A 20,438-nucleotide genomic window follows, 5' to 3' on the forward strand; every position below is an offset into this window, starting at 1 on the left:
AGTCGGACCGTCTGCGCGGCGACGATTCTCAATGGTCTCCGTGCGGCAGTGCGAGGACAAGATAGGGATTGACCGTCGACTTGGCCCTGAGTCCCAGAGTCGCGGTGGCCGCGGTCAGGGTCATGGCGTAAGTGTCCACCGCGCGGCTGACGTTGGGAGCTTCGAGGCTGTCTCGAGTCACCAGTCGGTCCAGGTCCACGTAGGCCGAGCGAACGGTTTCGATCCAGCGGTATACCCGCCAGTCGCGCCGCCAGCCCTTCGTGCAGTCCTCCGGAAGCAGTAGCGACCACCGCTCGAAAAGGCGCGTCCTGATCTCAGGGAGCGTGGGCGTCAGGTGCATGTGGCGGACGAGGTCGTAGAGCGGGTCACCCACCATCGCCATTTCCCAGTCGATCAGGGTCAGGCCTGTGCCGTCCTCACGACGGATCATGTTCCACGGATTGAGGTCTCCATGGAGGAGTACCGCACGTCGGGGAGTCACTATGTGACGTCGGAGAATCTCTGCGAGGCGAAAGCTGCTGGTGGGGAGCCCCAGTTGGCCTGCCAGCTGAAGGGTCTCCTTCGGCAGGTCCGACACCATCCGGATCAGTTCGTCGCACAATTGCTCGTGAAAGCCCCCGGCCGGTGTGTACGAGTCGCCCGTCAGCTTCGCGCAGTCGACGTGTGTCAGGGCGTGGAGCTGGTTCACGAGATCGTCTGCCTCGTGCGGCAGAAGGCCACCCACGGGATGGTCCGGAGGCTGGATCTCCCCTTCCGGACCTTCGAAGGAATGGATGGTGAACTGGTCCCCGAGTTCACTGGTCCCCAACGCCAGCACGCGCGGCGCACGTACGGGCACACCGGAGTCCTCGATTGCCCGCAGCACGACGTGCTCGTTCAGAAACCGGCGCTCCCGGGGGCTGCCTGCTCCCACCTTGCGCCGCACCATCACCGGATACGACACGCCCGCGACCCGCACGGCCGTGCTGAGGTGTGCCGTCCCCTTGAAAACCCGGTCGGCCGAGGCGGCCCCCTCCTCGAAAAGGGCCTCCTGTACTGCCGGAGCAGGGAAGCTCGGATGCGGTGGGACCCGAGAGTCACGCACCCATGAAATGGACGAGACCGCACGGTCGCGGCTGTGGCGTTTGCCATGGGAGACGTTCCAGCGGAAGAGAATGCGCTCGATGGCCTTCTCGTCCGGAACGTTCTTCAGCCGGAGAGGCTCCTCGGCCTGCTGCAGCGCCCAGTACACCGCTTCGGTCGCAGCGTCCAAATCCTTCTGATCGAACGATTCGCCCAGAGACGTCGCGGCGCGCATCACGTCGGGGTAGACCGACTGCGCCCGCTCGAAGGCGACGTAGTGCCGTAGGTCGCGCTCCAGACCGTTGACCGCCTTTGGTCGCCGCAGCATCATCGCCGAACGCCACGCGTCGACCGCTTCATCCCACTGCACGTCGGAATAGCCCATGCGCACCAGGTGGGTGGCGAGGTCGTGCAATGGATCGCCGTAGGTGGCCAATTCCCAGTCCACACAGATCAGCGGTGGGCCGGCTTCGTACGACACGATGACGTTGTCACGGTGCAGGTCCGTGTGGAGGAGGCTGAAAGGTCGGCTGATCATCGCGGGCACTCGCTCCGCGAACCGGACCATGGCGTCCTCGGGGATGCCCAGCATGGCGAACAGGCCCCCGAACCTCTGCCAGTTGCGCTGCCTCACCTGGGCTTCCGTGGCCAGGGCCAATGTCCGCAAGAAGGCTCGGCTGTCTCGGCTGGATCTTGGCCAGGAAGGCGGCAGGGGAGGCAGTTCCTTCCGACCGACTTGTGTCATGTCCGCCAGCAGTTCGGCCAGGGCGCGGACCAGATGCTGGTCCACCGGTTTGCCGCTGGGGCAGACGCTGGAGACGGGCACGCCGTCCACGTAACTCATGACTGCGATGTCGCCGTACTTCAACAGGCACCGTGGTACGTGGGGTAGGGCTCCGGAGATCGCTCTGAGGAGTTCAGCCTCGTCCTGCCACGTGCGAATCACCACAGGCAGGGCAGAACGCTGGCGCTCACGCACTATCACAAAAGGGTGGTCCGCCAGCGGATCAAGCCAGGGTGGCGGCGGAACGATGTAGTTCAGGTTGTGGTGCCCACGGGTCACCCTCCCGCCGCTCCGGGCGTGTGAGACCAGCTCACCAAGCGCCTCGCGGGCCGCCCGCCCCGCAAACGCGGCAGCGGGCCCAGACGGACCACCCACGGGCACTCCTGAGCAACTATGCAACGCGTCTGATGTTCATGCGCTGCAAGAGAGGACCACACTGTAATGCCCGAGTGCCTGCGACACGAGAGTTATTCAGGATTGGCTACCCAGTCGAGACTGTCTTCACTCCTTGGCTTCACATCGTTCGAAGATTCTGGACGAATGACAACCTACTCAAGACGGGTCATAGCGGTGCCAACAGGAGTCGAACCACTCCTGCCAGCTCTGCATGAACACGGAGCCGACGGCGTGAGGATCGCCCTCGTCATTGACGAGTCGGATCAGGGTCGAGCCAAGGCCCAGGACGTCCCAGGCGTCTATCTCGGTGTCGTCGTCCATAAGGATCGTGCGCTCCACGATCTTGTACGGGCCGAGCAATCCTTCGACGCCACGCCTCAGATAGAGCTTGTGGGTGGGGACAAGCGGCACTTCACGGACCGCCACATCCACTTCTGGGACCAGCAGGTCGGTCCTCAGGTTACGCAGGGCATTACGCAAGGAGGAGGTGTGCCGTCTGATGATCTCCCGAGTCCGGATCTGAAGGATCCGGTCCAATTCCTGCGTATCGACAGTGGATCCGCCCTTCGGCACCCTGACCCGTGGATAGGGCAACTCGATCACGTCGGACGGCAGCAGGATACGCAGAGCGATGCGCTCAGGAGCCGGAATCTGCCCGTTGCGGATCGCCTCCGCCTGTACCCGCATGTGAGTGTCGAGACTTTCCGATGTGAAAGTGAAGACGTCCAACTCCACGACCGGCTGGGCAAAGGCGCGGGCGACGAAAGGGCCCAGGGCTATTCGCCCTGGGGGGATCTTGGACGGCGTCGCCACGTGGATCGGGGGTGTCGCTCGGACCTTCGAGCCGCTGCCCTGACGGGATTCGATCCAGCCTTCGGTCTTCAGCTGTTCCAGGACGCGCTGGATCGTGTCCCGCGAGACATCGAACTCCTTGGCGAGCAGACGCTGCGGGGGCAGGTTCTGCCCCGGCCTGTACTCACCGTCGGCGATACGGGACCGCAGCGCCGCCACGATGGCGGCTCCCTTGCCGCGTTCTTCGCTCACACCGCGACCGTACCTCCCTCACCGGCCGCCCAAACCGCCTTCAGTCCACAAGCAGACCATTCCTCGTCATCAACAGCCCAATATTGGTCCGCCAGTTAGTCGATCACCCAGGCAGGGCACAACCAGATTCAAGGCAACCAGTCCAATTGGACCGCTAATTGATCAGCCTCACCAAAGTGGACGGCAGGAGGACGAGATAGTGGACCGGTTACGTGCGCCCAGTTCGGCCGACAGCTCAGCGAGTGCGCAAGGTGTCGAGCACCTGGTCCAGCGAGCGCACCACCACCTCCGCGCCCGCCTCCCTCAGGATCTGCTCCTTGACCTCATTACGCGCGTAGCCCAGGAACTCGACTCCGGCCTGGCGCGCGGCGTCGAGGTCCGTCGCGGCATCGCCGATCATCAACGTGGCCGCCGGAACCGCTCCCATGGCCTTGATCGCCTCTTCCAGGCAGTACGGGTTCGGCTTCATCAGGTCGAGGTTCGGTGTGCGGCCGTAGACGTACGGGAAGCAGTCCGTCAGTCGGCGGCTCTCGACGTACGCCGCTGCCGCGACGGCGGCGTTGTTGGTGGTGATCGCGAACTTGACGCCGAGCGACCACCAGGTCCTGATCAGCGGATCGGCGTATGGGGTGGGCCGCGCCTTGGACACCGCTTCCAACTCGCGCCGGGTCAGCCACTCTTCCAGCGCGAGGACCAGGTCACTCCCCCGATGCCGGTCATGGACACCGCGCAGGGCTTCATGCGGGTCATTGCTGGATCGTTCCTGCTCGGTCAGCAAGGCGCCCATGCCCAACTGGTCGATCATCGCGACCAGTTGCTCGGCGATGTCGTGCGCCGGATATCCCGCGAACAACTGGCACATCGGCCCGTCCATGTCCCACAGGACGTACCGAGCGGAGGCGACCAGTGATGCGAGTCGTGCTGTCTCTGCTGTCACTGGTTCAGTGTGCGTCGTCTCAGGAGTCACTAGGAGAGTGTCAGGTCCGTCGTGATGGTTTCCCAGAGGGCGTTGAACCACTTCTGGGATTGCTCGACGAACGCGGCGTCACGTTGCGTGGCCTGCTTCAGGAACGAGAAGAGGAGGGAAGCGGAGCCGAGCGCGTCGTACATGTCAAGGGTCTGGCTCTCGTACGGCTCTTCCCGGCGGGTGAGGACGTAGTAGCCCATCAGCGCCTCTTCCCCGTTGAGGAGGTAAAGCTTGACGGGCGGGGTGAACGGCAACGCCCGGTACGTGACCTTCGCGGCTATGCCGTGCGTGGACTGCAGCGACTGGAGGTTGTGCCTCAGGACGTGCCCCTGGGCGTTGCGCATGTCGAGCCAGCGCTGGTGGACCGGATCGTCGTCACCGTCGACGGAGACCGGGAAGGCGAGGTTGATGTCCCTGGAGGGCATGAGGATGCGCACGTCGATCGACTCCGGGTGGAGAGTGCCCTCGTGAATCATGCGGAGGGGCTCACCGATGGCCACCATCAGCGTCTCCGCCGTATGGCACACGACGTCTATGTGCACGTGCGGCACCGAGAATGCCTCCACCAGGCGTGGTGCCAGACCGACCATGGTGGGCTGGGGCTTGTCGATCACAGGTGCCCGCTCCGCGATCCGCGGCGGACTCCCCTTGCTCACATTGCTGAGCAACCCGTCCTCCTGCAGCGCGCGCAGGGCCTGGCGGACCGTTCCTCGTTCCACGCCGAACTCCTCCGCGAGTTCGGCCTGGGTGGGGAGGCGGTCGCCGGCCTTGAGGTCGCCGGTGCGGATGCGTTCCCGCAGGGTGTCGGCGATCTCCTGGGGCGAGAGCCTTCTGCTGCCGTTCACTGCCACGTTCTCCTGGGTCACGACCAAACGTTACAACTCCAATCCATCTATGGGGAGTTGTTGCGGAGTTGTTTAGCAACCTTAGCCAAGTGGGGACAACATAGTCAGAGTTGGTTGCCAACTTGGTTGAGTTGGCGGAGGGTTTGCCTCCGCACCGCCAGCAGAACCACCGCCCGCTTCACCACCCGCCTCGCCCGCCCCGAAGCTCGAAGGGGGAACCACCATGCCGGCCCTTGCCCTCCTCTCCGCCGTCTTCGTCGTCGGCGTCGAGCAGACCCTCCAGTGGAAGTACGGCGCCAGCGGCATCATCGGGATGCTGCTGCTCACCATCGGCCTCAAGGCCAAGAACCCCGCGATCAGCTCGACCGGGGCGGTCGTGCTCGCCCTGCTCGTCGCGGGTCCGGCCCTGTGAGGGAACAGCGCGTCCGTCAGCCACTGTGGGAGACGTCAGCTCGTGAGCGCCAGCTCCGAACTGATCGTCTCCCACAGTGCGTTGAACCACAGGTGGGACTGCTCCACGAAGGTCGTGTCCCGCAGCCCGACGCCCTGCTCGAAAGGGAACAGCATCGACTGCGTGCCCTCGGAGTCGTACAGCTCCAGGTGCTCGTGGTCGATCTGCTGCTTGCGGCGGGTCAGCGTGTAGTACGCGAAGAGCGCCTCCGTGCCGTTCAGCAGGTACAGCTTGACCGGCGGGGTGAAGGGCAGGGCCCGGAAGGAGACGTGCACGTCGATGCCGTGCGTGGCGCGCAGGGCCAGCAGGTTGTGCTTGAGGACCTGCCCCTGTGCGTTGCGCTGGGCCAGCCAGCGCTCGTGCACCGCGTCGTCGTCGCGGCCCTCCACCGGCACCGGGAAGGCGAGGTCGATGTCCCGGCCCGGCAGCAGGACCCGGACGTCGACCTTGGCCGGATTCAGTCGTCCGGCGTGGATCTGGCGCAGCCCCTCCCCGATGGCGAGGTTGAGGGAGACCGAGGTCAGGCACAAGGCGTCTATTTCGACGTGCGGGGCCGCGAAAGCGGCGGCGATACGGGGGCCGAGGGCGACCGTGGTGGGCTGCGGGGCCGCTCCGGTGCCGTTGAGCGCCCGGCCGGCGCCCAGGTCGGGGGCGACGGTCGCCGGGCTTCCCTTGGACACGTTGGTGAGCAGGTGTTCCGCCTGCAGGACGTACAGCGCCTGGCGTACGACCCCGCGCTCCACCCCGAACTCGTCGGCCAGCCGCGCCTGCGTGGGCATGCGCTGACCTGCCCGCAGCGTGCCGGACCGGATCCGGGCGCGAAGCTCGTCGGCCACCTCGTGATGGGACTTCTGTGGCCGCTGTGACCTCTTCCGTCCATTGACGGAGGCGTGTTTCGGGTCCACGGCCAAACCCTACAACTTCCCGCCATCTTTCGGCAGTTCAGTGGAAGGTGGTTATGAGCCGCTTCCAAGCGGAGATAAGTACAGTGAAGTTGGTCGCCAACTTGAGCAACCTTGAGAAACATGGTCAAAACTTCACAAGGTTGGCCAAGTCGGGATCGACAGGGGCCACCGTCCCGCGAAGGGACCGTCCCGAAGGGGGACCGTCATGCCGTTCATCGCCGTCGCCATCGCCGCCCTCGCCGTCGGCTTCGAGGCGCTCGTTCAGTGGAAGTGGGGCGCGATGGGCATCGTGGCGTTCGTCGCGCTGACCGTCGGCGTCAAGGCCAAGAACGTCGCGATCGGCGGCATCGGAGCGGTCATCCTCGTGATGCTGCTCGCCCAGTCCGGATGACGCCCCGGCCCCACGGGCCCAGGATCCGGCTGATCGGGCTCCCTTCCGGAGGGGAGCCGGGAGCCCGGTCGGTCTGCACAGCCACAACTGAACACCGACAACCGAACAGCTTCACCAGTACAGCCACAACTGAAGAGCACAGCTACGGATGAACAGTCAGCGGTCGTCGACGGACAGGAGGCCTCAGAACATGTCCAGGCACCAAGGACGCCTGGGCGTACGCAGCAGGGCGTCGGCCCCCCGGCCGGCGCCCGCTCGTTCTTCCCGCACCCGCCCCAGCGCCACCAGCCGCGCCACCGACTCGTCCCCGAGCCACAGCGTCGCCAACTCCCGTACGTCCAGCGTGAGATCGGCGCTGCGCGTCGTCGCCGTACAGGAAGCCCCGGCCGGCGAGGCCTCCAGCAGGTAGCGGCCGCCGGCCGTTCCGGAGGCGTCCACGACCTCCAGCACCAGCGCGCCCTCGCCCTCGTACGTCCGCGCCTCCAGGGCCCGTACGACATCCAGGATCCGCACCCACAGCCAGTCCGCGTGCATGGTGATCCTGGCCGCGGGCGGGTTCGGCAGCAGGTGCGGGAGCAGGTCGTCGGGGGCCCGCCAGTCGCTCTTGACCTGCATGACCCAGTCGATCGAGCACAGGTGGTGCCACAGGGCGCGCTCGGCCGTCGGGGTCGACGCGATCATGTTCCGCACGCTCGCCGTGTTCGACGGCTGCATGGTGTCGGCCCACTTGTCCTCGACCTCGTACGCCATCAGCCCCTCGACCGTGCCGTCCGCCGCCCGGTACACGGCGTAGAACGGCTGGGTCCACGTCGGGTCGACGCGCACGGCACCCGTGTGCAGCCCCCACCACCAGTCGCCCCGGCTGATCGCCCCCGGCGTGGCCCGGCGCACCCGGTCGTGCAGCTCGGGACCGAGTTTGCGTACGACGTCGGGGTCCACCAGATCGATACGGCCGCCGTCCAGATCCGGGCCCCGGGGGTCGAGCCCGGCGCGGGTGACGTCGACCGTCCACACGGTGCCCGAGGTGGCGGGGCCGAAGCCGAAGCGGCCGTAGATGCCGTACTCGGCGGCGATCAGTGTGGCCACGACGTCTCCGCGGTCCTTCGCGGCGGCGAGGTCCTGGGTCATCATCCGGGTCAGCAGACCGCGGCGGCGGTGGGTGGCGGTCACGGTGACCGCGGAGATCGCGTCGGCGGCCACGAAGGCACCACCGACTGCCGTCACCTCCTGCGCGAAGGACCGGAAGGTCGCCACGCACCGGCCCCCCTCGAAGGCCCCGATGAACCGGCCGGGCTCGAACTGGGCGCGCCGCGCCTCCAGTTCGGCCGCCGGCACGACGGGCTCCCGCAGGAACCCGGCCCGCACGGCCCGCAGCCACTCGGGATGCTCGGCCTCGGTGATCGCACGGACGTCTATGTCGGCTGTGCCGGCTCGGTCGCTCATGCGGGCCACGGTAGGCGGGCGGGGAGGGAGGTGTCGCGCAGATTTCCGCACCCCCGGCAGCACCGGCCCCCACGTCACCAGGCCGGCCACCTCACGAGGACCCGCACCTCACGACGCCGGCCACCTCACGACAACCCGCCACCCCACCCCACTCCACCCCACCTACGTCAGCAAGTCCTCCACCTGCGCCTCCCCCTCCCGGTACCGCCGCGTGATCTCCCCGCTGCACTCGTCCGCCGTCCGCTGCAACCGCTGGCGGCGCCCGGACACCTGCTGCTCGTACCGCACCAGCCGGCCCATCGCGGTGTTCAGTTCCAGGTCGGTGCGGGCCCCCAGGTCCGAGAGTTCGACCTCGGCGAGCATCTCCGCGGCCAGCAGCCGGTACTCCTCGCTGTGCGGGGTGCCCAGCGTGACGTGCCGGGCCGAGGAGCGGTGGCGGGCCGGGGCGTCGGTGAGGATCTCGGGGAGCCGCTCGACCACCGAGGCCTCCGGGAGCCGCTCGACGAGCGGGTCCCGGCCCGCGGGCGACCGGCGGGCCAGTTCCGCGCGGAGGATGTCGATACGGCCCTGGAGCAGCCGTCGGACATAACTGAGGTCCGCCTCGTCGCGCTGGGCGTCCCGGCGCAGGGTGCGCAGCGCGGGCAGGCTCAGCCTGGCGAGGTCGTGCTCGGGCGGCTCCGGGGGCAGCACGGGGCTGTCCGTACGTTGCGTGGGCGGCCGCCGACTGTCCAGCCGCCCGGTACTCGGTGTGCTCATGCGCCTCTACCGTCCCCTCGACCGGCGTGTGGAAGCATCGTGCCACCCCAAGTGGCCGCTATGTGACCGAGTGCCCCCGAACGGCCCCAGATGGGGGGTTAAGGATCAAAAACAAACCCGGACGCAGTCCCTCCGGGCAGGCCCGGCATGATGGTCGTATGCGAGCGGTGGTGCAGAGGGTGGACGGCGCGAGCGTCGTCGTCGACGGTGAGACGGTCGGGGAGATCAGCGGCGAGGGACTGTGCGTCCTCGTCGGGGTCACGCACGAGGACACCAAGGAGAAGGCGGCCCAACTGGCCCGCAAACTCTGGTCGGTGCGCATGCTGCACGACGAGAAGTCGTGCAGCGACATCGACGCCCCGCTGCTGGTGATCAGCCAGTTCACGCTGTACGGCGACGCCCGCAAGGGCCGCCGCCCCACCTGGAACGCGGCCGCCCCCGGCGATGTCGCCGAGCCGCTCGTCGACGAGGTCGTCGCGCAACTGCGCGCCCTGGGCGCGACGGTCGCCACCGGCCGCTTCGGCGCCCGGATGCGGGTGTCCCTGACCAACGACGGCCCGTTCACGGTCCTGCTGGAGATGTGACCCTCACGGTCCCGTAGGTGAACTGCGCAGGAACTCCCGGCAGTCCCGCGCCACACCCGCCATCCCCAGCTCCTCGGCCGTCCCCAGCGCCGTGCGGGCGAGCCCACGTGCTTCCGCCCGCACCGCGACGGAGTCCGAACGCCGCCGTGCCCGCGCCTCGTCCAGCCGCAGCCGCGTCATCTGTGCCGGTGAGTGCTGGGCGAGCCGTACCGCCCGGCGCAGATGCCCGAGCGCGGTCTCCGGCTCGCCCGCCACCAGCGCCAGCAGTCCGCTGAAGCGTGCGGCGGGGCCGAGCAGGACGGTCGGCCAGCCGGCGAGGACCAGTTCGCCGGGGTGCGCGTCCAGGAGGGCGCGCAGGGGCGGGACGTACGGCAGCAACTCCTCGACGCGTACGTCCCGTACGGCCAACTCCGCGCAGGCCTGGGCCAGTACGGCCGCCGTGGGCAGCGCCCAGCCGCTCGGCGGGAACCTGGTGAACCCGCCGGTGTCGGCGGCGAAGGCCAGCACCTGGTCAGCCGCCTGGTCGTGGCGGCCGGTCTCGCACAGGGCCAGCGCCAGCCCCGCCCGCCACACCGGGAAGTAGTCGCGGCGCCGGACGCCGGCCATGAGCGGGGAGCCGAACAGCTCGGCCATCCGGCCCTGTTCGTGGCGGAGCCAGTAGGCCTGGCCGAGGCAGGTCTGGCTGAGGGTGTCGGCGGGGACCGACTGCTCCCGCTCCATGGTCTCGGCGATCGTCCTGGACTCGCCGAGGATCCACTCCTCGGCGGTGGCGAACTCGCCCTGCCACAGGTTCATCAGGGCGTCCAGCGTGCCCTGTTGCCAGTGGGCGAGGGTGCTGTGCCGGTGGGCGGCGTGCTCGCGGTGGCGTCGTACGGTCGCGTCCGCGGCGGTCACCCGGCCCACCCTCAACTGGTCGATGGCCAGGGCGACGAGGGCCTCGCCGATGAAGTACATCGAGCGGGAGCGGACCGCGATGTCCCGTAACTCCGCGGACAGGGCGAGGAGTTCGGCGGCCGGGGCGAAGTCGTAGAGGGACCAGCGGCATTCGGTGAGGACCTCGCAGTGGGTCTCGGCGCCGACGGCCGGGAGCCGGTCCCGTAACTCCCTGAGGACCCCGCGGGCCCGGTCCACGCTGGTGCCGGGCTCGGCGCCGGGGACCGCGGTGTCGTCGCCGACGCCCATGGTGAGCTTCTTGGCGCGGTGCGCGGTCAGGCGCAGCCGCAGCTCCACCGCGGGGAGGTCCTGGCGGCCGGCCAGCGTCTTCAGGCACTCGTCGATCCGCGCGATCAGGTCCCGGTCCACCTGGCCCGGGTCCGACCAGCGGCGGGCGCAGCGCACGACGGCGTGGGCGCGGGCCAGGTCGTCGCCCTCGGCGGCCCGGTACGCGGCGAGGTAGAGGCGGCCGGCCTCGTACATGTCGCCGAGGAGATGGCGGGCGTCACCGCGCCGGATCAGCTGGTCGAACTCGCCGCCGGGGGCGTCGACCGGAGCGGCGGAGGCCGTCGGCCTGGGCCCCCGCGGCCGCCCGGGCCGCCCCTGCCGCCCTTGCCGCTCGGAGGGGACGGGCCGGTCGGGCAGCAGGCCCAGCAGCTCCCCCTCCGCGTGCAGGACGGTGTCGCATTCCCGGGCCAGTGCGGGACCCGGCATCCGGGTGCCGTTCTCCACCCGGCTGAGGTAGCTCTTGCTGTAGTTGACGAGCCGGGACAGCTCGCCGAGCGACAGCCCGGCGGCCTTTCTGCGCATGCGCAGCGACTCGGCGAATTCCTCTTCCGGTGTCATGGCGCCTCCCCCGGGGCAGATCGCCACCTCGTTCGCCGAACACTTGCTCCCCGTGTCCGCGCGGTCGCTGCCCGTTGCCAAATTATGGGTTGTCAACGGCATATCGCGCCCGGCGTTTCCAGCCGGACTCACCCTGGAGACGGAGAGCGCCCCGCGCGGGGGGCGGGGCGCTCACGACAGCGAGAGCTCACCGAGGGCTCACCGAGAGCTCTGCGGCTACGGCTCTACGACGACCTCCTGGGCCGCGGCCGTCGTGTCGGCGACGAGTCGCGCGTCCGGGGGGACGTTCCGCTTGACCAGGGCGAGGGCGACAGGACCGAGCTCGTGGTGCCGTACGGAGGTCGTCACGAAGCCGATCTTGCGGCCGTCGGGGCCCTCGTCCGCGAGCCGGAGGTCGGCGCCGGCGGGCGGCAGATGGACCTCGCTGCCGTCCAGGTGCAGGAAGACCAGGCGCCGCGGGGGCTTGCCGAGGTTCTGGACGCGGGCGACGGTCTCCTGGCCGCGGTAGCAGCCCTTCTGGAGGTGCACCGCGGTACCGATCCAGCCCAGCTCGTGCGGGATGGTGCGGTGGTCGGTCTCGAAGCCGAGGCGCGGGCGGTGGTGCTCGACGCGCAGCGCCTCGTAGGCCAGCAGACCGGCGGCGGGCCCGGACTTCTCGGCGTACGACTCCAGGTCGGCACGCGGCAGGAAGAGATCGCGGCCGTACGGCGTCTCGCGTACGACGACCCCCTCCGGCACCTCGGCGATGGACCCGGCGGGGAGGTGGACGATCGCGAACTCGTCGGTGCGGTCGGCGACTTCGACCCGGTAGAAGAACTTCATCGACTCCAGGTAGGCGAGCAACGCGCCCTGGGTGCCGGGTTCGACATGGGCCCAGACGGTCGTGCCGTCGTCGACGAGGTACAGGGCGTGCTCGATGTGGCCGTGCGCGGAGAGGATCAGCGCCTCGGTGGCCTGGCCCGTGGGCAGGTCGCTGACGTGCTGGGTGAGCAGCAGGTGCAGCCAGCTGAGGCGGTCGTCACCGGTGACGGACACGACGCCGCGGTGCGAGAGGTCGACGAATCCGGTGCCGTCGGCCAGGGCGCGCTGTTCGCGGAACAGGTCGCCGTAGTGCGCGGCGACGCCTTCGTCCACGCCCTCGGCGGGGACGGCGCCGGGCAGGGACAGCAGGGGGCTCTTCATATGCACAAGCCTACGACTCGGTAGTTGAAGTCTTGATCTCGAGGGACTTGGCGGAACAGTCCTTGCAGCGGCCGAAGATCGCGAAGTGCTTCATGTCGGTCTCGAAGCCGAACTCCTGCCGGAGCTTCGCGGTGAAGTCGGCGGCCACCTTGATGTCGGCCTCGATGACGTTCTGGCAGTCGCGGCAGACCAGGTGGATGTGATGGTGGCGGTCGGCGAGGTGGTACGTCGGCGCCCCGTGCCCGAGGTGGGCATGGCTGACCAGCCCGAGCTCCTCCAGGAGCTCCAGGGTCCGGTAGACCGTGGAGATGTTGACCCCCGAGGCCGTCTTCTTGACTTCCGTGAGGATGTCGTCGGGGGTCGCGTGCTCCAGGGTGTCCACGGCTTCGAGGACAAGCTGGCGCTGCGGCGTCAGCCGGTAGCCGCGCTGCCTGAGGTCGCTCTTCCAGTCGGTGCTCACCACGGGGCCAAGTCTAGGACCGTTGCCGTAAAGGACGTCCACCGACGGATTTTGCCTTCCCTTGGCAACCTGTGCGGTCCCTGCTTCGCCAACGCCGGCACCATGGACGTCGCCATCTACGGCGTGGGCTGGACGAGCACCGGCAACAACGAGGTGAGCTTCAAGTACCGCGTCCGGCTCGCCCAGCGGGAAGGTCCACAAGATCGAGCAGATCACGATCTACTGATCCCGCGGACCACCGCGTGGCGTGCGGACCGGCCTACTTGAAGAAGGCGATCCCGTCGTCCGGCATGTCGTCGGGCAGGGCCTTCGCCCAGCGCTCGACCTCCTCCGGGGTGACGACCTTCTTCAGGTGGGCCGACATGTAGGGGCGCAGCTCGACCTCGGGGGTCTGCTTCTCGCCGACCCACATGAGGTCGCTCTTGACGTAGCCGTACAGGCGCTTGCCACCGCTGTACGGCCCGGACGCGGCCGTGCGCGCGACGGCGTCGGTCACCAGGTCGATCTGCGGCTTCTGGTCGGCCATCTCGCCGTACCAGATCTCGACCACGCCGTCGTCGCGGACCATCGTCACCTCGACCTTGCGGTCGGAGTCGATGCGCCAGAAGCCGTGCTCGGTCTCCAGCGGGCGGACCTTGTTGCCGTCGTTGTCGAGGACCCAGGTGTGGGAGTCGTACTCCAGGAAGTCCCGGCCGTCGTGGCTGAAGGTCACCTCCTGGCCGAAGTTGCACTTCTCCGAGCCCGGGAAGTCGTGCACGCCCGCGCCGGCCCAGTTGCCGAGCAGGAAGGCGAGCGGGACGAGGTCCTTGTGGAGGTCGGACGGGATCTCGATCATGAGTGGCGGTTCCTAGACGGGGGTCAGCGCTGGCCCTGGTACAGCTTCTTCACGGTCAGGTAGGCGAAGGCGAGGACGCCGACGCAGACCAGGACCAGCAGGGCTTCGAAGAAGATCTCCACGGGGTGCTCCTCGGATGAGCGGGGTGCGGTGCTTGTACACAGGGCCGGGCCCCAGCTTACGCGGCCGGGGCCCGGGGGACCGTGCGGGCCTCCTCACCCCAGGAGCTGGCCCTGCAGGGTCACCGTCTGCTGGAAGGGGACGGGGTTCGCGGTGCCCTTGCGGGACTGGATCACCAGGGCTAGGACGTCGCCGGCGCTGACGTAGGCCTGGCGGGTCTGCTCCTTGCCGTACGGCTTCGACTCGACGTACGCGACGCGTGAGACGTTCGTGACCAGGGACGCGTCGGGGAAGTCCTCGTCGGCCACCGATTCGACGGCGCCGCGCAACGGGTAGCCGGGGCCGTCGTACGGGGCGAGCTCACGGGTCAGCTCGTCGAGCACGGCGGCGGAGTCGAACTGGAGCAGGTAGACGGCGGTGCGGGTGCCGTCGGGCGTGGTCCAGCCGCGGGCCGCGATGTGACGGAGGCCGTGGTCGGTGAACTGCTGGGCGAGTTCGGCGCGGTCCTCCTTCGCGTCGTAGACGGAGAGGAAGTCCTTCGTCGGCAGCCAGCCGTCCGTGCCGGCCAGCGCCTTGTCCGGGGTCGCGCCGTGCGGCGCGGGCAGGACGAGCCGCCGTAGGTCGGCGTAGTGGGAGGCGGTCTTGTTCGAGTCCGCGAAGGGGCCGGGGCTGCCGGAGGGCAGCGGGGGCTTCGTGAGCGTGGGGTAGTCCCAGCGGCCGTCCGACTCCGTGGCCAGGCCGGGGACGTCGGTGCGCTCCATGCCGGCGACGGCGTAGGCGGTCCCGGTGGCGAAGGCCGCGAAGGTGAGGACGGCGGTGGTCCAGCGCAGGGCGGCGCGGAGGGCCCGGCGGGGCTTGCGGGCCGGCACCGGGTGCTCGCCCCCGACGGGTGCGGGCTCCGTGGGACCGGCCGCCCCGGTGGTCTCGATCTGCTCGGTCATACCGCCTCCCCCGGTTCCGCGATGCGGTCGAGCTGTTCGCGCAGCAGCTTCGCGACCCCCTCCTGTTTCATCGGCTTCGCGCTGTCCGCGGTGAGGCTGACCAGCACGTTGCCCTGATGTGCGAAGCAGACCATCGAGTCGAGCTTCTCCTTCTTGGACGTCGGCGCCAGGAAGCAGTGGGCGTCCTTGTGGCCCACGATCTTCGGGCCCGCGCGCAGGATGCCGTCCAGCATGTCGACGAACGAATCCTGGTAGCGGGCGATCTCGCGTACGGCCGACGCGTTGTCCAGCTCGGACAGCTCGATGGTCACCGTGGCGGCCTCCTGCGCGTAGGGGTCGCTGAGGTAGCTGCGCATCGCGACGCCCTTGAGGCGCTGCTTGTCGATCTGCTTCTCCAACGCCTTGCGCTGGGTGCGCGGCAGCCCGCTCAGCGACTCCTTGCGCAGCGCGGTCGCATGGGCACCGCTCAGCTCGGCGTCGTAGCCGTACTCGCCGATGTCGGGCCCGTGGGGCCAGGTGTCGTCGTCGAACGGCACGAGCATCCGGGAGAGCCCCTTCGCCGCGACGGGCTGCGCCGTCTCGGGTGTGGCCTTCGGGAACGTCCACGACGGCGCTCCCGCGTCACGGTCGGCGCCGTCGACGGTGACCACGGTGTATCCGACCCCACCGACGACACCGGCGGCCAGCAGAAGCGACCCCACGAGAGCGGCGACACGACGACGCCGGGCGGGGTTGCGGGCGGGCGCGGGGAGCTCCGCGGGCACGGGCGCCCCGGTGTCCTCCGCCGCGTCGGTCGGTGTCGGCCGGGTCTCGTTGTCACTCACAGCCGCTCCATCTGACGCTCGGCGAGGTCCATGATCGTCTTCTTGGTGAGCGGCTTGGTGTCCCAGACCCGGATCTCCATGACCACGTCACCTCGCCAGGCGTAGGCCTCGGCGCCGTAGATCGGCAGGTACCCGAACTCGGTGTCGGCCTTGTCGTGCACGTACGCCTTGCCGTCCCCGGTGCCGGGGATGGCCCAGCTACGGGTCGAGGCCTCCTTGTCGGCCCAGTACTGGCCGTCGGACGCCTCGTCGACCGCCACCAGCGACTCCTCCTGCCGGTACTGGATCAGGCGGATCGTCACCTCCTTGTCACCGCTGGCCCAGCCCGTGGTGGCCGCGCGGCGGAAATCGTCGCCCAGCTGGTCGCTGAGCGCCCCCGCGGGATCCTCGTAGAGCTCGGCGTACGGGGCCAGGTCCAGCCAGCCGTCGTCGTCACCCAGCCAGTCGGCCTTCTTCGCCCCGGCCGGCTTCTTCAGCAACAGCTTGCGCAGGTCGCCGTCGGTCTTGACGCGGCGGTCCTGGGCGGCGGACAGCGGTTCGGGGGCCGGGCCGGTGGCCTGGGCCAGGGTCGGCTGCGAGAGCGAGGGCAGCGGGGTGGGGTCGCGGTCCGCCTGGATCAGATATCCGGCGCAGGTACCGGCCACGACACCGAGGACGGCCGCGGCGGCGATCAACAGGGTCGTACGGCCACGGCGGCGCCCACGGGTTGCCCCTTCGGGCTCTTCGACCGCTACGGGCCGTTCAGGCCCTTCAGGCTCTCCGGGTTCTTCGGGTACTTCCAAAGCGTCCCCCACTAAGACGTGAAGCGCGCGTTCCGTATGCGCGCTTCACAGGTGACTCCCGGTCAACGCCCGGAGTTGTACGGGGGGTTGTCACGATCCGGACACATCACACATCCGCTCAGGCGAGGAGCTGGGTCTGCAAGGCCAGGGTCTGCACGAAGGGCCCGGTGGCCACGGTTCCCTCGCGGGACTGGAGCACCACGGCCAGCACGTCCCCGGCGGACAGATACGCCTGCCGGACGTGCTCGGCGCCGTACGGCCGCCTCTCGTCGTACGCGGAGCGGCGAATCTCCGCGATGCCGGACGCGTCGGGGAGGTCTTCGTCGGGCACGGACCGTTCCGCACCGCGCACCCGGTGGCCCGGGGCGTCCCGGGGTGCCAGGTGCTGGTGGAACAGGTCGTCCACGACCGCCGCCGTGCCGAAGCGGAGCAGGTAGACACGGGTGTGCGTGCCGTCGGGCGTGGTCCAGCCGCGTGCGGCGACGTGCCGCAGGCCGGTGTCGACGAGCAGCTGTCCGAGGGCGGCCCGGTCCGGCTCGGCGTACTCCGCCAGGAAGCCGTCGGTCGTCAGCCACCCCTCGGAGCCGCGCAGCGCCCGGTCCTCCACCGCCCCCTTCGGCGCGGGCAGCACGAGGGCCCGCAGATCCGCGTGGTGCACGCCCGGCCGGTCCTCGTCAGCGAACGGGGCGGGACTGTCGGAGGGCAGCGGTGGACTGCTCAGGCGCGGGTACTCCCACAGGCCCTCGGTCGCCGCCGGGAGGCCGGGCACGTCCTCCCGGTCCAGGCGGGTGACGCCGTACGCGGTCGCGGTCCCTGCTACGGCGAAGACGGCCAGCACGGCGAGCCAGCGCAGGGCGGACACCGCCTTCATGGACACGGCCCCCGCCCCCTTCACAGCCGCTCCATCTGGCGCTCGGCGAGATCCATGATCGTTCTCCAGGGGACCGGGTCCTCGCCGTAGACCCAGATGTGCAGGGAGAGGTCGCCGCGTGACGCGTGCGCCTCCGCGCTGACGCCGGGCAGGGCGGTGGACTCGGCGGACGGCTCCGGGTGGAGGTACGCCGTGCCCGCACCGGTGCCGGGTATCGGCCGGCTCTTCACGTCCGGGTCCGTCTCCGCCCAGTAGCGGCTGCTCGAACTGTCGTCGGCGGGGGCCGTCGGGGCTTCCCGCTGCTCGAACTGGGCCAGCCAGATCTCCACCTGGTGGCTGCCGGTGTCCCAGCCGGTGACCGCCGCCCGCAGGAACTCCTGCTTCTCGAGGTGGTCGTAGTAGGTCTCGGGCTCGTCCGACATGTCGGCGTACTCGCCCAGGGCCATCCAGCCCTGGGGCGCCACCCAGTCCGGCGTGGTCGCACCGCCCGGCGTCTCCAGGAGCAGCTCCCGCAGGTCCCCGTCGTTCCTGACCTTGCGGTCCTGCTCGGCGGTGAGCGGCTCCGGCTGCGGGCCGCGGGCCTGAGGGAGCGCCGGCTGGACGAGCAGGGGCAGCGTCGGCTCCCGGCCCGCCTGGACCAGGTATCCGGCGCAGGCCCCGGCGACTGCGCCGAGTACGGCCGCGGCGGCGACCAACTGTCTCTTCGGGTCCTTCACGTGCGTCTCCCACAAGGCGTGCGGCGCGCCTTCCGCATGCGCGCCGCACAGGAGACCCCTGGTCAGCCCCGGAGGTTGTACGTGAACGCGGACCACGCTTCCGTCGAGAAGAGGAGCAGGGGGCGGGCCGGATCCTTGCTGTCACGGACCGGGACCAGGGGGGAGGCGTCGTCGGAGACTTCCAGGCACTCGCCGCCGTCCGGATTGCTGTAGCTGCTCTTGCGCCACGTCACGCCGTTCAGGTCGATGGCTCGCACGGTGATTCCTCCAACATCCGCAGGATGAACTTCCGTGACTCGGCCGGGTTCAGCGCCAGGTCACGCATCGCATCGTAGGCATCGTCCAGCTGCTGGACAGCTGGGATTTCCTCGACCAGTTCACCTCGGACGGTGTTCTCCGTGTAGGCCACCACGCGGCCGCCCAGCAGCTTCAGGAACATCACGCTGGTGCCCACGAGCCCGTGGAGCCCGGCACTCTGGGGCAACACGTGGATCGTGACGTGCGGCCACTGCGACACCTCCAGCAGGTGCTCCAACTGCTCCCGCCAAGCCCCCTTGTCCCGCAGGGGAGTCCTGAGGACTGCCTCCGCGACGACCGCCCGGAACAAGGGGGCGTCTTCCTCCTCCAGCAACGTGCGCCGCCCCGTGCGGGCCTCGACCTGCTGGTCCAGTTCGTCACCCTTGGCGCCGCCCAAGGCGAGCAACTCCCGGGCGTACCCGTCCGTTTGCAGCAGGCCGGGCAGGATGCTCACCCCGAAGTGCCACAGACTGTGCGCCTCCGTCTCCAGCACCATGTACCGCCGGTACTGCTCCTTGAACTGCGTCGGGTCCCCGACCGCCAGTTCCCACAGGGCCAGCAGCATCCCCGACGTCCCGTAGTGCTGGTCCAGGGCCTCCACGAGTTCCGGGCTGCCCAGGCTGCGCCCGCTCTCCATCTTGCCGAGCGTCGACGCGTCCCAGCCGAGCCGGTCCGCAACGTCCCGGAGGCTGCCGCCCTTTCCGGCCCTCAGTAACCGCAGTTCCTCCGCGAACCGTGCCCTCGGTTCATGGCTCCGCCCCGTGACCACCCGCCGCTGCGGCACCGCGCCTCCTTGATCATCCTTGTGGAATTTGTGGAATTTGGAACGCCCGCTGTGGAATTTGCGGCCGTTCCCGTCGCGATCCGTCCCCGCCCTGGGTCAAGCTCGTATCGACCCAGGAATACGCAGAGTAGTCCAACTGCCGCATTCCGTATACATGTTGGACGAAAGGACACATACCTCATGGAACCGGGAACGCTTCTCTTCGACCCCGCCACCAACAGAGTCGGCGAGTACCAGGACCGCTCGGGGCCGTACGCGATGCTGCGGCCCGTCGGCGGCGGCCGGGAGTGGCAGGCCGATCCGGAGGTGCTGCGGCCGGCCACCGACCAGGAGCGGCTGAGCGCCGGGGTCCGCGCGGCGAACGACCGGGCGCGGGCCGGTGCCCCGGCGCGCCCGGCGACCGACGGGCCGTTCCTGGTGGCCGGTCTGCGGTGCGGGGTGGAGCGAGAGGAGGACCTCGCATGAGCGTCCCGCCGCCCTACTATCCGTATCCGCTGCCGGCCGAAGCCCGGGAGCCGGGGCCGGTGCCGGAGCCGAAGCCGGAGCCCGGGTCGGCCGCCCGCCTTCCGCGCAGGCGCCGGCGGTGGAGGCCGCGACGGCGGCCGCGGCTCCGGGTGCCGTGGGTCCTCGTCGACGACGCCTTCTGGACCGGCGTGCTCACCGCGGTCAGCATCGCCGGGCTGGTGGCGGTGATCGTCGCGACGACCTGAGCGCCGTACGCACTACGCTGCCCGCATGGCGAAGAAGCTCGTGATCAAGGTGACCGCCGGGGCCGATGCTCCCGAGCGCTGTTCGCAGGCGTTCACCGTGGCGGCGGTGGCCGTGGCCAGTGGCGTGGACGTCTCGCTGTGGCTGACCGGGGAGTCGGCCTGGTTCGCCCTGCCGGGCCGGGCCGCCGAGTTCGAGCTGCCGCACGCCGCCCCGCTGCCCGACCTGCTGGACTCGATCCTCGCGGGCGGGCGGCTCACCCTGTGCACCCAGTGCGCGGCCCGCCGGGACATCACGGAGAAGGACGTCATCGAGGGCGTACGGATCGCGGGCGCGCAGGTGTTCGTGCAGGAGGCCCTGGCGGACGGGACGCAGGCGCTCGTCTACTGAGACGCCCGCCGCGCGGACCGGCGGCCTGTCACAGCTGGTCGACAATTCAAGGAAGGCCTTACCCGGCGCGGTTAGTCTCACGTTCGACGGGCCACCCGTCCGTCGACACCACCGCCGCTCT

General features: G+C 69.4%; 24 protein-coding genes and 1 pseudogene. 7 read left to right on the forward strand and 18 right to left on the reverse strand.

The window, feature by feature from the left end:
- Window positions 1-28 precede the first annotated feature (28 nt).
- From AC2XR2_RS21010 to AC2XR2_RS21025, 4 genes are all read right to left on the reverse strand, one after another.
- Complete coding sequence (locus tag AC2XR2_RS21010) at window positions 29-2,221, reverse strand: phosphotransferase (RefSeq protein WP_491515983.1); 2,193 nt, start codon at window positions 2,219-2,221, stop codon at window positions 29-31.
- Window positions 2,222-2,398: 177 nt separating this feature from the next.
- Window positions 2,399-3,286, reverse strand: a complete 888-nt coding sequence (locus AC2XR2_RS21015) for a GntR family transcriptional regulator (RefSeq protein WP_491515984.1) — start codon at window positions 3,284-3,286, stop codon at window positions 2,399-2,401.
- A 235-nt stretch (window positions 3,287-3,521) separates the two neighbouring features.
- A complete protein-coding gene (locus AC2XR2_RS21020) occupies window positions 3,522-4,304 on the reverse strand; it encodes an HAD family hydrolase (protein ID WP_491515985.1) in 783 nt (260 codons plus the stop codon).
- Window positions 4,253-5,125 carry a GntR family transcriptional regulator gene (locus tag AC2XR2_RS21025; protein ID WP_491515986.1) on the reverse strand — a complete coding sequence of 291 codons (873 nt, stop codon included), beginning with the start codon at window positions 5,123-5,125 and terminating at the stop codon, window positions 4,253-4,255. The genes AC2XR2_RS21020 and AC2XR2_RS21025 overlap by 52 nt, the downstream gene beginning before the upstream one ends.
- A 196-nt stretch (window positions 5,126-5,321) precedes the next feature.
- On the opposite strand from AC2XR2_RS21025, the gene AC2XR2_RS21030 reads away from it, so the two are divergent.
- Window positions 5,322-5,510: a hypothetical protein gene (locus tag AC2XR2_RS21030; RefSeq protein ID WP_037710989.1), complete on the forward strand. Its 189-nt coding sequence runs from the start codon at window positions 5,322-5,324 to the stop codon at window positions 5,508-5,510.
- Window positions 5,511-5,545: 35 nt separating this feature from the next.
- Here AC2XR2_RS21030 and AC2XR2_RS21035 read toward each other — a convergent pair whose 3' ends face one another.
- Window positions 5,546-6,460: a winged helix-turn-helix domain-containing protein gene (locus tag AC2XR2_RS21035; RefSeq protein WP_330265998.1), complete on the reverse strand. Its 915-nt coding sequence runs from the start codon at window positions 6,458-6,460 to the stop codon at window positions 5,546-5,548.
- Window positions 6,461-6,659: 199 nt separating this feature from the next.
- On the opposite strand from AC2XR2_RS21035, the gene AC2XR2_RS21040 reads away from it, so the two are divergent.
- Window positions 6,660-6,845 (forward strand): hypothetical protein, encoded by a 186-nt coding sequence (locus tag AC2XR2_RS21040; protein WP_123761644.1) that lies wholly within the window; start codon window positions 6,660-6,662, stop codon window positions 6,843-6,845.
- Window positions 6,846-7,028: 183 nt separating this feature from the next.
- Here AC2XR2_RS21040 and AC2XR2_RS21045 read toward each other — a convergent pair whose 3' ends face one another.
- Entirely contained in the window at window positions 7,029-8,288 is a 1,260-nt protein-coding gene (locus AC2XR2_RS21045; protein ID WP_491515987.1) for a GNAT family N-acetyltransferase, read from the reverse strand.
- A gap of 162 nt (window positions 8,289-8,450) precedes the next feature.
- Window positions 8,451-9,044 carry an RsiG family protein gene (locus AC2XR2_RS21050; protein WP_381300213.1) on the reverse strand — a complete coding sequence of 198 codons (594 nt, stop codon included), beginning with the start codon at window positions 9,042-9,044 and terminating at the stop codon, window positions 8,451-8,453.
- A gap of 158 nt (window positions 9,045-9,202) precedes the next feature.
- Between AC2XR2_RS21050 and dtd the strand changes: the two genes are divergently transcribed.
- A complete protein-coding gene (gene dtd / locus AC2XR2_RS21055) occupies window positions 9,203-9,628 on the forward strand; it encodes a D-aminoacyl-tRNA deacylase (protein ID WP_030318141.1) in 426 nt (141 codons plus the stop codon).
- A 3-nt stretch (window positions 9,629-9,631) separates the two neighbouring features.
- On the opposite strand, the gene AC2XR2_RS21060 is transcribed toward dtd, so the two are convergent.
- The 3 genes from AC2XR2_RS21060 to AC2XR2_RS21070 form a co-directional block, all read right to left on the reverse strand.
- Window positions 9,632-11,407, reverse strand: a complete 1,776-nt coding sequence (locus AC2XR2_RS21060) for a helix-turn-helix domain-containing protein (RefSeq protein ID WP_491515988.1) — start codon at window positions 11,405-11,407, stop codon at window positions 9,632-9,634.
- Window positions 11,408-11,623: 216 nt separating this feature from the next.
- Window positions 11,624-12,589, reverse strand: a complete 966-nt coding sequence (ygfZ, locus tag AC2XR2_RS21065) for a CAF17-like 4Fe-4S cluster assembly/insertion protein YgfZ (protein ID WP_123765041.1) — start codon at window positions 12,587-12,589, stop codon at window positions 11,624-11,626.
- Window positions 12,590-12,599: 10 nt separating this feature from the next.
- On the reverse strand, window positions 12,600-13,052 hold the full coding sequence (locus AC2XR2_RS21070; protein ID WP_330265993.1) for a Fur family transcriptional regulator: 453 nt from the start codon (window positions 13,050-13,052) through the stop codon (window positions 12,600-12,602).
- Here AC2XR2_RS21070 and AC2XR2_RS21075 point away from each other — a divergent pair.
- Window positions 12,954-13,316 (forward strand): beta/gamma crystallin domain-containing protein, encoded by a 363-nt coding sequence (locus tag AC2XR2_RS21075; RefSeq protein ID WP_491515989.1) that lies wholly within the window; start codon window positions 12,954-12,956, stop codon window positions 13,314-13,316. The two genes, AC2XR2_RS21070 and AC2XR2_RS21075, sit on opposite strands and share 99 nt — an antisense overlap.
- On the opposite strand, the gene AC2XR2_RS21080 is transcribed toward AC2XR2_RS21075, so the two are convergent.
- The 8 genes from AC2XR2_RS21080 to AC2XR2_RS21115 all read right to left on the reverse strand — a co-directional run bounded on the left by AC2XR2_RS21080 (window position 13,309) and on the right by AC2XR2_RS21115 (window position 19,219).
- Window positions 13,309-13,884 (reverse strand): heme-binding beta-barrel domain-containing protein, encoded by a 576-nt coding sequence (locus tag AC2XR2_RS21080; RefSeq protein WP_123761649.1) that lies wholly within the window; start codon window positions 13,882-13,884, stop codon window positions 13,309-13,311. The genes AC2XR2_RS21075 and AC2XR2_RS21080 overlap by 8 nt on opposite strands.
- Before the next feature lie 215 nt (window positions 13,885-14,099).
- On the reverse strand, window positions 14,100-14,945 hold the full coding sequence (locus tag AC2XR2_RS21085) for a hypothetical protein (protein WP_491515990.1): 846 nt from the start codon (window positions 14,943-14,945) through the stop codon (window positions 14,100-14,102).
- Window positions 14,942-15,769 carry a hypothetical protein gene (locus tag AC2XR2_RS21090; RefSeq protein WP_381300217.1) on the reverse strand — a complete coding sequence of 276 codons (828 nt, stop codon included), beginning with the start codon at window positions 15,767-15,769 and terminating at the stop codon, window positions 14,942-14,944. Before AC2XR2_RS21090 ends, AC2XR2_RS21085 begins: the two co-directional genes overlap by 4 nt.
- Window positions 15,766-16,446, reverse strand: coding sequence for a hypothetical protein (locus tag AC2XR2_RS21095; protein WP_491518470.1), 681 nt, complete (start codon window positions 16,444-16,446; stop codon window positions 15,766-15,768). The genes AC2XR2_RS21090 and AC2XR2_RS21095 overlap by 4 nt, the downstream gene beginning before the upstream one ends.
- 223 nt (window positions 16,447-16,669) lie before the next feature.
- On the reverse strand, window positions 16,670-17,422 hold the full coding sequence (locus AC2XR2_RS21100; RefSeq protein ID WP_381300281.1) for a hypothetical protein: 753 nt from the start codon (window positions 17,420-17,422) through the stop codon (window positions 16,670-16,672).
- A 20-nt stretch (window positions 17,423-17,442) separates the two neighbouring features.
- Window positions 17,443-18,138 (reverse strand): hypothetical protein, encoded by a 696-nt coding sequence (locus AC2XR2_RS21105; RefSeq protein ID WP_491515991.1) that lies wholly within the window; start codon window positions 18,136-18,138, stop codon window positions 17,443-17,445.
- Between the two features lie 62 nt (window positions 18,139-18,200).
- Entirely contained in the window at window positions 18,201-18,395 is a 195-nt protein-coding gene (locus AC2XR2_RS21110; protein ID WP_449349076.1) for a DUF397 domain-containing protein, read from the reverse strand.
- On the reverse strand, window positions 18,377-19,219 hold the full coding sequence (locus AC2XR2_RS21115; protein ID WP_491515992.1) for a helix-turn-helix domain-containing protein: 843 nt from the start codon (window positions 19,217-19,219) through the stop codon (window positions 18,377-18,379). The genes AC2XR2_RS21110 and AC2XR2_RS21115 overlap by 19 nt, the downstream gene beginning before the upstream one ends.
- A gap of 180 nt (window positions 19,220-19,399) precedes the next feature.
- Between AC2XR2_RS21115 and AC2XR2_RS21120 the strand changes: the two are divergent.
- The 3 genes and pseudogenes from AC2XR2_RS21120 to AC2XR2_RS21130 all read left to right on the forward strand — a co-directional run.
- Window positions 19,400-19,615 (forward strand): annotated as a pseudogene (locus AC2XR2_RS21120) (hypothetical protein); the annotation flags it as partial.
- Window positions 19,616-19,680: 65 nt separating this feature from the next.
- Entirely contained in the window at window positions 19,681-19,929 is a 249-nt protein-coding gene (locus tag AC2XR2_RS21125; RefSeq protein WP_491515993.1) for a hypothetical protein, read from the forward strand.
- Between the two features lie 25 nt (window positions 19,930-19,954).
- Complete coding sequence (locus AC2XR2_RS21130) at window positions 19,955-20,317, forward strand: DsrE family protein (RefSeq protein ID WP_123990152.1); 363 nt, start codon at window positions 19,955-19,957, stop codon at window positions 20,315-20,317.
- The last annotated feature ends 121 nt before the right edge of the window (window positions 20,318-20,438 follow it).

This window comes from Streptomyces sp. LS-MS-L19 (genome assembly GCF_058382285.1).

What these genes read in the sequence shown, in the direction of transcription:
- AC2XR2_RS21030 (WP_037710989.1), top strand. Translation starts at nt 5,322, where the DNA reads ATGCCGGCCCTTGCCCTCCTCTCCGCCGTCTTCGTCGTCGGCGTCGAG.
- AC2XR2_RS21040 (WP_123761644.1), top strand. Translation starts at nt 6,660, where the DNA reads ATGCCGTTCATCGCCGTCGCCATCGCCGCCCTCGCCGTCGGCTTCGAG.
- AC2XR2_RS21045 (WP_491515987.1), bottom strand. Translation starts at nt 8,288, where the DNA reads ATGAGCGACCGAGCCGGCACAGCCGACATAGACGTCCGTGCGATCACC.
- AC2XR2_RS21050 (WP_381300213.1), bottom strand. Translation starts at nt 9,044, where the DNA reads ATGAGCACACCGAGTACCGGGCGGCTGGACAGTCGGCGGCCGCCCACG.
- dtd (WP_030318141.1), top strand. Translation starts at nt 9,203, where the DNA reads ATGCGAGCGGTGGTGCAGAGGGTGGACGGCGCGAGCGTCGTCGTCGAC.
- AC2XR2_RS21060 (WP_491515988.1), bottom strand. Translation starts at nt 11,407, where the DNA reads ATGACACCGGAAGAGGAATTCGCCGAGTCGCTGCGCATGCGCAGAAAG.
- ygfZ (WP_123765041.1), bottom strand. Translation starts at nt 12,589, where the DNA reads ATGAAGAGCCCCCTGCTGTCCCTGCCCGGCGCCGTCCCCGCCGAGGGC.
- AC2XR2_RS21080 (WP_123761649.1), bottom strand. Translation starts at nt 13,884, where the DNA reads ATGATCGAGATCCCGTCCGACCTCCACAAGGACCTCGTCCCGCTCGCC.
- AC2XR2_RS21085 (WP_491515990.1), bottom strand. Translation starts at nt 14,945, where the DNA reads ATGACCGAGCAGATCGAGACCACCGGGGCGGCCGGTCCCACGGAGCCC.
- AC2XR2_RS21100 (WP_381300281.1), bottom strand. Translation starts at nt 17,422, where the DNA reads ATGAAGGCGGTGTCCGCCCTGCGCTGGCTCGCCGTGCTGGCCGTCTTC.
- AC2XR2_RS21125 (WP_491515993.1), top strand. Translation starts at nt 19,681, where the DNA reads ATGAGCGTCCCGCCGCCCTACTATCCGTATCCGCTGCCGGCCGAAGCC.
- AC2XR2_RS21130 (WP_123990152.1), top strand. Translation starts at nt 19,955, where the DNA reads ATGGCGAAGAAGCTCGTGATCAAGGTGACCGCCGGGGCCGATGCTCCC.